Origin of the sequence: Pseudomonas sp. HN8-3 (assembly GCF_020790195.1) — a bacterium.
Lineage (GTDB): Bacteria > Pseudomonadota > Gammaproteobacteria > Pseudomonadales > Pseudomonadaceae > Aquipseudomonas > Aquipseudomonas synxantha_A.
The window spans coordinates 4,149,781-4,162,776 of the sequence record NZ_CP086206.1 but is presented as its reverse complement, the minus strand read 5'-3'; the positions used below and the strand labels follow the sequence as shown (position 1 = coordinate 4,162,776).

Here is a 12,996-nt window from a genome sequence, read left to right as displayed (position 1 = left end):
CATGATGGACGCCTTCGAACTCCCCCGCACCCTGGCCCAGTCCCTTCAACGCCGCGCTGCGCAGACACCGGATCAGGTCGCGTTGCGCTTCCTCGCCGACAGCGCCGAGCAGAGTGTGGTACTCAGCTACCGCGACCTGGACCAACGCGCCCGCACCATCGCCGCCGCCTTGCAAGCCAATGCCGGCCTGGGCGAACGGGCGGTGCTGCTGTTCCCCAGCGGCCCGGACTACGTCGCAGCGTTCTTTGGGTGCCTGTACGCCGGGGTGATCGCGGTGCCGGCGTATCCGCCGGAGTCCACGCGCCGCCATCACCAGGAGCGCCTGCTATCGATCATCAGCGATGCCGAGCCGCGCCTGTTGTTGACGATTGCCAGCCTCAGCGAGGACCTGGCGCAGATTGAAAATGCGCCGCCGGTCCTGAGCGTGGACACCCTGGAGGCGCAGCTTGCCGAGCACTGGGTCGAGCCCCAATTGCAGGCCGACGACATCGCCTTCCTGCAATACACCTCGGGCTCCACCGCCTTGCCCAAGGGCGTGCAAGTCAGCCATGGCAACCTGGTGGCCAACGAAGTGCTGATCCGTCGTGGCTTCGGTATCGACCTCAACCCCGATGATGTGATCGTCAGCTGGTTGCCGCTGTATCACGACATGGGCCTGATCGGTGGCCTGCTGCAACCGATTTTCAGCGGCGTGCCCTGTGTGTTGATGTCGCCGGCCTATTTTCTCGGCCGACCGTTGCGTTGGCTGGAAGCGATCAGCGAATACGGCGGCACCATCAGTGGCGGTCCGGATTTCGCCTACCGCCTGTGCAGCGAGCGGGTCAGCGAGTCGGCCCTCGAACGCCTGGATTTGAGCCGCTGGCGCGTGGCCTATTCCGGCTCCGAGCCGATTCGCCTCGATACCCTGGAGCGCTTCGCGGAAAAATTCGCCGTCTGCGGTTTCACTCCGAACAACTTCTTCGCCTCCTACGGTTTGGCCGAAGCGACCCTGTTTGTTGCCGGCGGCACCCGTGGTTGCGGGATTCCCGCGATGCACATGGACGAGCAAGCGCTGGCCGCCAACCGTGCCGAACCGGGCCAGGGCAGTGCGATCATGAGTTGCGGCACCAGCCAGCCGGACCACGCTGTGCTGATCGCCGACCCGCATACCCTCACCGAGCTTGCCGACAACTGTGTCGGCGAACTCTGGGCCACGGGGCCGAGTATCGCCCACGGTTACTGGCGCAACCCCGAAGCCAGCGCCAAGACCTTCGTTCAGCACGCCGGCCGCACCTGGTTGCGCACCGGTGACCTGGGTTTCATCCGCGACGGCGAGGTGTATATCACCGGTCGCCTCAAAGACCTGCTGATCGTGCGCGGCCACAACCTCTACCCCCAGGACATTGAACAGACCATCGAGCGTGAAGTGGAGGTGGTGCGCAAAGGTCGCGTCGCCGCCTTTGCCGTGAATGACCAGGGCCTGGAGGGCATCGGCATTGCTGCGGAAATCAGCCGCAGCGTGCAGAAAATCCTGCCGCCAGAAGCACTGATCAAAGCGATCCGCCAAGCGGTGGCCGAGTCCTGCCAGCAAGCCCCGAGCGTGGTGGTGCTGCTTAACCCCGGTGCGCTGCCGAAGACGTCCAGCGGTAAGGTACAGCGCGCAGCCTGTGCGATTCGCCACGCCGATGGCAGCCTCGATAGCTATGCGCAATTCCCCGGAGTACAAGAGGCTGCGAGCGGGGCGGCGCTGGCGTCTGATGTGCAACAACAGATCGCGGCGATCTGGTGCGAGCAACTGCAACTGCCCAGCGTGGCCGCCGATGACCATTTCTTCCTGCTGGGTGGCAACTCCATCAGCGCCACCCAAGTGGTCGCCCGCCTGCGTGAAACCCTGGGCCTGGAACTGAACCTGCGCCTGCTGTTCGAGGCACCGACGCTGTCTGCCTTTGCGGCGGGCGTGGCGCAATTGCAACAGGACGGCGGCGTTGCCCAGGGCGTGATTCACGCGTTGTCGCGCCAGGAAGAGCTGCCCCAGTCGCTGGCACAGAACCGCCTGTGGATCACCTGGCAGTTGGACCCGCACAGCAGCGCCTACACCATTCCCGGCGCCTTGCACCTGCGTGGCGAGCTGGATGAAGAGGCGTTGCGCGCAAGCTTCCAGCAACTGATCCAACGCCACGAAGCCCTGCGTACGCGTTTTTACGAGCGCGAGGGTCAGGGCTTTCAGCGTGTCGAGGCCGCGACGGATTTTGCGCTGCAAGTCATCGACCTCAGTGACTTGCCCGCTGCCGAGCGCCAAGCGCGTGCGCAGCAGATTCGCGAAGATGAAGCGCGTACCCAATTCGACCTGGAGAAAGGCCCGCTGCTGTGGGTTACCCTGGTGCGCCTGGACGATGAAGACCACCAACTGCTGGTGACGCTGCACCACATCATCGCCGACGGCTGGTCGCTGAATATCCTGATCGACGAGTTCTCGCGCCTGTACGCCGCTGCCGTCCAGGGCCAGCCCCTTGAGCTGCTGCCGCTGGCCCTGCACTACGCCGACTACGGCAGCTGGCAGCGCCAATGGCTGGCCGAAGGCGAAGGCTCGCGCCAGTTGGCGTACTGGACGGCGCAGTTGGGTGAGGAGCATCCGGCCTTGAACCTGGCCACCGATCATCCGCGTTCGGCCCAGCATCGGCACAGCGCCTCGCGCCACAGTCTGCGTCTGGATACACGCCTCAGCGCCGCGATTCGCCAAACCGCTCAGGCTCATGAGTCGACCCCGTTCATGCTGTTGCTGGCGGCGTTCCAGACCTTGCTTCATCGCTACAGCGGCCAGCGCGATATTCGCATCGGCGTGCCCAATGCCAACCGCCCGCGCCAGGAAACCCAGGGCCTGATCGGTTTCTTTATCAACACCCTGGTACTGCGTGCCGAGCTGGACGGGCGCCTGCCGTTCGACCAACTGCTGGCCGCCACCCGCCACAGTGCGTTGGGGGCCCAGGCCCATCAGGACTTGCCCTTCGAACAATTGCTGGAAGCCTTCCCCCAGGCCCGTGAACAGGGCCTGTTCCAGGTGATGTTCAACCACCAGCAACGTGACCTGAGTGCCTTGCGCCGCTTGCCGGGGCTGTTGGCCGATGAACTGCCATGGCACAGCCGCGAAGCCAAGTTCGACCTGCAACTGCATAGCGAGGAAGATCACAACGGGCGCTTCAGCCTGTCGTTCGACTACGCCGATGAGCTGTTCGAAAGCGCGACTATCCAGCGCCTGGCCGAGCACTACGTCAGCGTGTTGCAAGCGGTCTGCGAGCAACCGCAACAGGCCATCGGCGACCTGCCGTTGATGTCGCCCGGCCAGCAGCAACCCTGGGGCGAAGCGCCCTGCGAGCCGGCCCGGCAGTGGTTGCCTGAGTTGCTCAGCCAACAGAATTCGGACGCCACTGCGCTGGTCTGGCAGCACGGCAGCCTGACCTTCGCCCAACTGCATACCCAGGCCAACCGCCTGGCTCACTACCTGCGCGACAAAGGCGTCGGCCCGGACGTGTGTGTGGCCATCGCCGCCGAGCGTTCGCCGCAACTGCTGATCGGCCTGCTGGCCATCATCAAGGCCGGTGGCGCCTACGTGCCGCTCGATCCGGATTACCCTGCCGAGCGCCTGGCCTACATGCTCAAGGACAGTGGCGTACACCTGCTGCTGACCCAAACCGCGTTGCTGGAGCAGTTGCCGACTGCCGAAGGCGTGTGCGTGATCGCCATGGACAGCCTGCACCTCGACAGCTGGCCAACCCAGGCACCGGGCTTGCACCTGCATGGCGACAACCTTGCCTACGTGATTTATACCTCCGGTTCCACCGGCCAACCCAAGGGCGTGGGCAACACCCATGGCGCGCTGGCAGAACGTTTGCAGTGGATGCAGGCCACCTATCAATTGAATGAAACCGATGTACTGATGCAAAAGGCGCCGATCAGTTTTGACGTGTCGGTGTGGGAGTGTTTCTGGCCGCTGATCACCGGTTGCCGCCTGGTGCTCGCGGGGCCGGGTGAACACCGCGACCCGCACCGCATCGCGCAGTTGGTGCAGGAACATAGCGTGACCACGCTGCACTTCGTGCCACCGTTGTTACAGCTGTTTATCGATGAACCGCTGGCAGCCGAATGCACCAGCCTGCGCCGCCTGTTCTCTGGTGGCGAAGCCTTGCCCGCCGAGTTGCGCAACCGCGTGTTGGCGCAGTTGCCGGCAGTGCAGTTGCACAACCGTTATGGCCCGACCGAAACCGCAATCAACGTCACCCATTGGCATTGCTCCGCCACTGATGGTGAGCGCTCGCCGATTGGTCGGCCGTTGGGCAATGTGATCTGCCACGTGCTCGACGAGCAGCTCAACCCGCTGCCGGCCGGGGTGCCGGGCGAGTTGTGCATCGGCGGCATCGGCCTGGCGCGTGGTTATCTTGGTCGTGCCGGGCTGACGGCCGAACGCTTTGTTGCGGACCCCTTGGGTGCGGCGGGCGCACGCCTGTATCGCACCGGTGACCGGGCGCGCTGGAGTGCCGATGGCGTGCTTGAATACCTCGGGCGCCTGGACCAGCAGGTCAAACTGCGTGGGTTCCGGGTGGAACCGGAAGAAATCGAAGCACGCCTGCTGGCCCAGGACGGTATCGCCCAAGCCGTGGTGCTGGTGCGCGACGCGCAGTTGATCGGCTATTACACCGCCCACACCGAACTGGATGAGCAACAGGTCAAAACCGCCCTGGCCGCCCAATTGCCGGAATACATGGTGCCCGCGCTGCTGATGCGCCTGGACGCCATGCCGCTGAGCCCCAGCGGCAAGCTCGACCGGCGCGCCTTGCCCGAGCCGGTCTGGCAAACCCGCGAACACGTCGAACCGCACACGCCTTTGCAGCTGCAAATCGCCGCGATCTGGCGCGAGGTCTTGGGCCTGCCGCGCATTGGCCTGCGCGATGACTTCTTCGCCTTGGGCGGGCACTCGTTGCTGGCCACGCAAATCATCTCGCGCACCCGCCAGGCGTGTGACGTCGAGCTGCCGTTGCGCACCCTGTTCGAAGCCAGTGAGTTGGGCGCCTTTGTCGAGCAGGTCGGGCTGATCCAGGCGGCGGGGCAGCGCAACCAACAAAGCGCAATCGCCAAAGTCGACCGTAGCGCGCCCGTGCCCTTGTCCTATTCCCAGCAGCGCATGTGGTTCCTCTGGCAGATGGAACCGGACAGCCCGGCCTACAACGTCGGCGGCATGGCGCGCCTGCGCGGCGTGCTGGATGTGCAACGATTCGAGGCGGCGTTGCAGGCATTGATCATGCGTCACGAAACCCTGCGTACCACCTTCCCGAGCGTCGACGGCGTGGCGCGCCAGAAGGTCGCACCGCAGACCGGCGTACGCATGGACTGGCAGGATTTCTCAGCGCTTAGTGAAGCTGAACGCCAGCTGGGTTTGCAGCAACTGGCGGATCAAGAAGCGCACACGCCGTTCAACCTGGAAACCGGGCCGCTGCTGCGGGCCTGCCTGGTCAAGGCCGGCGAGCAGGAACACTACCTGGTGCTGACCCTGCACCATATCGTCACCGAAGGCTGGGCCATGGACATCTTTGCCCGTGAACTCAGCGCCTTGTACGAAGCTTTTATCGACGAACGCGATTCGCCGCTGGTGCCGCTGCCGGTGCAGTACCTCGACTACAGCGTGTGGCAGCGCCAGTGGCTGGAGTCCGGCGAGCGCCAACGCCAGCTGGATTACTGGACCGCGCAACTGGGCACTGAACATCCTCTGCTGGAACTGCCCGGTGATCGCCCACGGCCTGCGGTACAAAGCCACCAGGGCGAGCTGTACCGCTTTGACCTGAGCGATGAGTTGGCGGCCCGCGTGCGCGCCTTCAATGCCGAGCGCGGCCTCACGCTGTTCATGACCATGACCGCCACCCTGGCCGTGTTGCTCTACCGCTACAGCGGCCAGACCGACCTGCGCATCGGCGCGCCGGTCGCCAACCGCATTCGTCCGGAAAGCGAAGGGCTGATCGGCGCGTTCCTCAACACCCAGGTGCTGCGTTGCCAGCTCGATGGGCAGATGAGTGTCGCCCAGCTGTTCGAGCAAGTCCGTCATACGGTGATCGAGGGCCAGTCTCACCAGGACCTGCCGTTCGATCATCTGGTGGAAGCCCTGCAACCGGCGCGAAGTGCCGCGTATAACCCACTGTTCCAGGTGATGTGCAACGTGCAGCGCTGGGAGTTCCAGCAGAGCCGCCAACTGGCGGGCATGACCGTCGAGTACCTGGCCAACGATGCGCGGGCGACCAAGTTCGACCTTAACCTGGAAGTCACCGACCTCGACCATCGCCTGGGTTGCTGCCTGACCTACAGCACCGACCTGTTTGATGAACCGCGCATTGCGCGCATGGCCGAACATTGGCGCAACCTGTTGCACGCCTTGATCGCCAACCCGCAGCAGCGTCTCAGCGAATTGCCGTTGCTGAGCGCAGATGAACAGCGCGCATTGAAGGACAGCCTCGGGGTTGAGAAGGGCGAGCATCGCCTCGACCAATGCATCCATCAGCTGTTCAGCCATCAAGCCAGCCAGCGTGCCGATGCCCCAGCGCTGACCTTTGCCGGTATGACCCTCACTTATGCAGAGCTGGACGCCCGCGCCAACCGCCTGGCCTGGATGCTGCGCGAGCGCGGGGTGGGCCCGCAGGTACGGGTCGGCCTGGCACTGCCGCGCTCGCTGGAAATGGTCATCGGCCTGCTGGCGATCCTCAAGGCCGGTGGCGCCTACGTGCCGCTGGACCCGGAATACCCGTTGGACCGCCTGCATTACATGATCGAGGACAGCGACATCGGCCTGCTGCTCAGCGATGCGGCGATGTTCGAAGCCCTCGGCGAATTACCGACGACCGTGGCGTGCTGGTGCCTGGAAGACGACCTGCCGGTGCTGGAGAATTACCCTGCCGATGCGCTGCCGTTTGTGAGCCTGGCGCAACACCAGGCGTACCTGATCTATACCTCCGGCTCCACTGGCAAGCCCAAGGGCGTGGTGGTGTCCCACGGTGAAATCGCCATGCATTGTCAGGCGGTGATCGAACGGTTCGGTATGCGTCCGGATGACTGCGAGCTGCACTTTTATTCGATCAACTTCGACGCCGCCACCGAGCGTTTGCTGGTGCCGCTGCTCAGCGGTGCCCACGTGGTATTGCGCGCCCAGGGCCAGTGGGATGCCGAAGAAATCTGCGCGCTGATTCGTACCCATCGCATCAATATCCTTGGCTTTACCCCCAGCTATGGCAGCCAGTTGGCGCAGTGGCTGGCGACCCGGCAGCAGACCTTGCCGGTGCGCATGTGCATCACCGGTGGCGAAGCCTTGACCGGCGAGCACCTGCAACGTATTCGTGCGGCGTTCATGCCTGAGGTGTTCTTCAACGCCTATGGCCCCACCGAAACCGTGGTGATGCCGCTGGCCAGCCTGGCGCCGCAGCAGTTGGAGGAGGGCGCCGGCAGCGTGCCGATTGGCAGCATCATCGGTGAGCGCGTGGCCTACATTCTCGACGCCGACCTGGCGCTGGTGCCCCAAGGCGCCAGTGGTGAGTTGTATATCGGCGGTGCCGGCCTGGCCCAGGGCTACCACCGCCGGCCAGGGATGACGGCGGAGCGGTTTGTCGCCGATCCGTTTGCCGCCAAGGGCGGGCGCCTGTACCGCACCGGCGACCTGGTGCGTCAACGCGCCGATGGCCTGGTGGAATACCTGGGGCGTATCGACCACCAGGTGAAGATTCGCGGTTTCCGTATCGAGTTGGGCGAGATTGAAACGCGCTTGCTCGAACATGCCGCCGTGCGCGAAGCGGTAGTGCTGGCCCTGGATGCACCGAGCGGCAAGCAACTGGTGGCGTACCTGGTCAGCGATGCCGAGCCTGTCACCTTGCGCGAGGCGCTGAAGGCGCACCTCAAGGCGCAACTGCCGGACTACATGGTGCCTGCGCATTTGATCGTGCTGGACAGTATGCCGCTGACCGCCAACGGCAAGCTCGACCGCCGCGCCTTGCCTGAGCCGGACCCTGAGGCCAATCGCCAAGCCTACGTGGCGCCCCGCAGTGAGCTGGAACACAGCCTGGCCGCCATCTGGTGCGCGGTGTTGAATGTGCAGCAAGTCGGCCTCGACGATAACTTCTTTGAGCTGGGCGGTGACTCGATCCTGTCGATCCAGGTGGTCAGCCGGGCGCGCCAGGCCGGGATCCATTTCAGCCCCCGTGACCTGTTCCAGCACCAGACCGTGCAAACCCTGGCCGCTGTCGCCACCCGTTCGCAGCAGGTCACCGCCGAGCAAGGTGTATTGACCGGCAGCTCTGGGCTTACGCCGATCCAGCATTGGTTCTTCGACACCGATATTACGGCGCGCCAGCACTGGAACCAGGCGCTGGTGCTCAAGCCATTGCAACTGCTCGACCCCCATCGCCTGGAGCAAGCGTTGCTGGCGGTGCTGGAACATCACGACGCGCTGCGCCTGAGCTTCACCCGGCGCGACGCGCAGTGGCATGCCGAACACCTGGCCGTGCCGGAAGGCGGCGTGCTGATGCAGGCGCAGGTGCGCGACATGGAGCAATGCACCGCGCTGTTCACCGATACCCAGCGCAGCCTCGACCTTGAGCACGGGCCGCTGTTGCGTGCGTTGCTGGTGGACGGGCCGCAGGGCCAGCAGCGCTTGCTGATCGCGATCCATCACCTGGTGGTCGATGGCGTGTCGTGGCGTGTATTGCTGGAGGATCTGCAAAACGTTTATCGCCAACTCAGTGACGGCCAGTCTGTCAGCCTGCCGGCCAAGACCAGCGCGTTGCGCGATTGGGCCGCGCGTTTGCAGGCGTACGCCGGCAGCGAATCCCTGCGCGAAGAGTTAAGCCTGTGGCAGGACCAGTTGGCCGGCCCGGCCGTGACACTGCCGGTGGCACGCGCGCAAGGCAGCTTGCGCAATCGTGACGCCGAGACGGTCAGCGTGCGCCTGGACGCAGAGACCACGCGCCAACTGTTGCAGCAAGCGCCGAGCGCCTACCGCACCCAGGTCAACGACTTGTTGTTGACGGCCCTGGCCCGCGTGCTGTGCCGCTGGAGCGGCCACGACTCGGCGTTGATTCAGCTGGAAGGCCACGGCCGCGAACCGTTGTTCGATGAGATCGACCTGACGCGCAGCGTCGGTTGGTTCACCAGCGCCTACCCGTTGCGTCTGACCCCGCTGGCCGAGCAGGGCGCCTCGATCAAGGCGATCAAGGAGCAACTGCGCGGCGTGCCGCACAAGGGCTTGGGCTACGGCGTGCTGCGCTACCTGGCGGACGACCTGTGCAAACGCAGCATGGCGGCATTGCCAGGCGCCGACATCACCTTCAACTACCTCGGTCAGTTCGACCAGAGCTTTGGCGCCGAGGCGCTGTTCCACCCGCTGGATGAGTCCGCCGGCCTGGCCCATGATCCGGACGCACCGCTGCCCAATGAGCTGAGTGTCGACAGCCAGGTCTACGGCGGTGAGCTGGTGCTGCGCTGGACCTTCAGCCGTGAGCGCCACGATGCGCACACCATCCGCAATCTGGCCGACGCCTACCTGGCCGAACTGCGCAGCCTGATCGCCCATTGCCTGCAGGACGATGCCGGTGGCCTCACACCGTCCGATTTCCCCTTGGCGCACCTGACCCAGGCGCAACTGGATGCCTTGCCGGTTCCGGCCAGCGCCATCGAAGACGTCTATCCGCTGACCCCGATGCAAGAGGGCCTGTTGCTGCATACCTTGCTGGAACCGGGCACCGGCCTGTATTACATGCAGGACCGTTACCGCATCAACAGTGCCCTGGACCCCGAGCGTTTCGCCCAGGCCTGGCAAGCGGTGATCGCCCGCCATGAAGCCTTGCGCGCCTCGTTCTGCTGGAACGTCGGCGAAGACATGCTGCAAGTGATCCACAAGCCCGGCAGCACGCCGATTGAATACCTGGACTGGAGCGCCGACCCGCAGGATGAGCAGGAACCGCGCCTGCAAGCGTTGCTCAAGGCCGAGCGCGAAGCAGGATTCGATCTGCTCAACCAGGCCCCGTTCCACTTGCGCCTGATCCGCGTGGGGGAGGCACGTTACTGGTTCATGATGAGCAACCACCACATCCTCATCGATGCATGGTGCCGTTCGCTGTTGATGAATGACTTCTTCGATATCTACATGGCCCTGGGCGAGGGTCGCGACGCGCAACTGGCGACGCCGCCGCGCTACCGCGACTACATCGCCTGGCTGCAACGCCAGAACCTCAATGAAGCGCGCCAGTGGTGGCAACAAAACCTGCAAGGCTTCGAACGCACCACGCCGATCCCGAGCGATCGCCCGTTCCTGCGCGAACATGCCGGCGGCAGCGGCGGCATGGTGGTGGGCGACTGCTACACCCGCCTCGATGCCCGTGACGGTGCGCAACTGCGTGAACTGGCGCAGGCGCACCAGCTCACCGTCAACACCTTTGCCCAGGCGGCATGGGCATTGGTGCTGCGTCGCTTGAGTGGCGATCGCGATGTGTTGTTCGGTGTCACCGTGGCCGGGCGCCCGGTAGAGATGCCTGAGATGCAACGTACCGTCGGCCTGTTTATCAACAGCATCGCACTGCGGGTGAAACTGCCCGAGGACGGCCAGCCTTGCAGCGTGCGCCAGTGGTTGAGCGGTTTGCTCGACAGCAATATGCAGCTGCGCGAGTACGAATACCTGCCGCTGGTGACCATCCAGGAGCACAGCGAATTGCCCAAGGGCCAGCCATTGTTCGACAGCCTGTTTGTGTTCGAAAACGCCCCGGTGGAAGTCTCGGTGCTGGACCGTGCGCAAAGCCTGAATGCCACCTCGGATTCCGGGCGTACCCACACCAACTTCCCACTGACAGCCGTGTGTTATCCGGGCGATGATCTCGGTTTGCACCTGTCTTACGACCAGCGTTATTTCGACGAAAGCACCGTGCAAGGCATGCTCAGTGAGTTCAAGCGCCTGCTGCTGGCGCTGGTGCAGGGCTTCCATGGCGACATGGCCGAGCTGCCGCTGATGGGCGAGCAGGAACGTGAATTCCTGGTGGAAGGCTGTAACCAGAGCGCACATGCCTACCCGCTGGAGCGCAGCTACATCGAGTTGTTCGAGCAACAGGTGGCGCAGCATCCGCAGCGTATCGCCGCCAGTTGCCTCGACCAGCAATGGAGCTATGACGAGCTGAACCGCCGCAGCAATGGCCTGGGCCACGCGCTGATTGCGGCGGGTGTGGGCCTGGACCAACCGGTGGCGTTGCTGGCTGAACGTGGGTTGGATCTGCTGGGCATGATCATCGGCAGTTTCAAGGCCGGTGCCGGCTACCTGCCGCTGGATCCGGGGCTGCCGGGTCCGCGCCTTAGCCGCATCATCGACCTGAGCCGCACGCCCTTGCTGGTGTGCACCGAGGCGTGCCGGGAACAGGCCATCGAACTGCTCGAAGGGGTCGATTGCCAACTGCTGGTGTGGGAGGAAATCCCTGCCCGTGGCGAAAACCCAGGCTTCTATAGCGCCCCGGACAACCTCGCCTACGTGATCTATACCTCGGGCTCCACCGGCTTGCCCAAGGGCGTGATGGTTGAACAGCGCGGGATGCTCAACAACCAGTTGAGCAAGTTGCCGTATCTGGGTCTGAGCGACGCGGATGTGATCGCCCAGACCGCTTCGCAAAGCTTTGATATTTCCGTCTGGCAGTTCCTCGCCGCGCCGCTGTTTGGTGCGCGGGTAGATATTGTGCCGAACACCATTGCTCATGATCCGCAGGGGTTGCTGGCGCACGTTCAAGCACAGGGCATCACTGTGCTGGAGAGTGTGCCGTCGCTGATCCAGGGCATGTTGGCCCAGGAGCGTATCGGCCTGGATGGTTTGCGCTGGATGTTGCCGACGGGTGAGGCAATGCCTCCGGAACTGGCGCACCAGTGGTTACTGCGCTATCCGCAGATTGGTCTGGTTAACGCTTATGGCCCGGCGGAGTGCTCGGATGATGTGGCGTTCTTCCGCGTCGACCTGGCCTCGACCCGTGGCACTTACCTGCCGATTGGTACGCCGACCGACAACAACCGTTTGTACCTGCTCGATGGCGCCTTGGAGTTGGTGCCACAAGGAGCTGTCGGCGAATTGTGCGTCGCCGGCACCGGTGTCGGTCGCGGCTACGTCAGCGATCCGCTGCGCACCGCCCAGGTGTTTGTACCCAACCCCTTTGGCGCGCCCGGCGAGCGCCTCTACCGTACCGGCGACCTGGCGCGGCGTCGCAGCGATGGTGTGCTGGAGTATGTCGGTCGTATTGACCACCAGGTGAAGATTCGCGGCTACCGCATCGAACTGGGTGAAATCGAAGCGCGCCTGCACGAGCAACCGCAGGTGCGCGACGCGGCGGTGGGTGTGCAAGAGGGCGTCAATGGCAAACATCTGATTGGCTACCTGGTGGCTGCCGACGCCACGCTGGACCCGAGCGAACACTTGGAGCGCATCAAGCAACGCCTGCGTGCCGAACTGCCCGAATACATGGTGCCGCTGCATTGGCTATGGCTTGATCGCCTGCCCCTGAATGCCAACGGCAAACTCGACCGCAAGGCCCTGCCGGCTTTGGAGATCGGCCAGTTGCACAGCCAGGACTATGTGGCGCCGCGCACTGAACTGGAAGCCACGTTGACGGCTATCTGGGCCGAAGTGCTGAAAGTCGAGCGGGTAGGGGTGCAGGACAATTTCTTCGAACTGGGTGGGCACTCGCTGCTGGCTACGCAGATCGCTTCGCGGGTGCAGAAAACGTTGCAGCGCGATGTGCCGCTGCGGGCGATGTTCGAGTGCAGCACGGTGGCGGAGTTGGCCGCGTATATCCACGGGTTGGCCGCCAATGAAATCAGTGCCGAGAAGGTGGATCGGTTGAGTGATTTGATGGCGGAGTTGGAGGGGCTCTAAGGCGCAAAGGGCGCTGTCCGTTGGTCGGGCAGCGTTTTTTTTTTAGCGCGGACTGTCAATTCTGACAGTAGGCGGGGGCGAAAAAATAGGACTCACTT

Annotated in this window: 1 protein-coding gene; it reads left to right on the top strand. The window is 64.1% G+C overall.

The window, feature by feature from the left end; translation table 11 throughout:
* Window position 1: 1 nt before the first annotated feature.
* Window positions 2-12,898: a non-ribosomal peptide synthetase gene (locus tag LJX92_RS18375; RefSeq protein WP_228308787.1), complete on the top strand. Its 12,897-nt coding sequence runs from the start codon at window positions 2-4 to the stop codon at window positions 12,896-12,898.
* The last annotated feature ends 98 nt before the right edge of the window (window positions 12,899-12,996 follow it).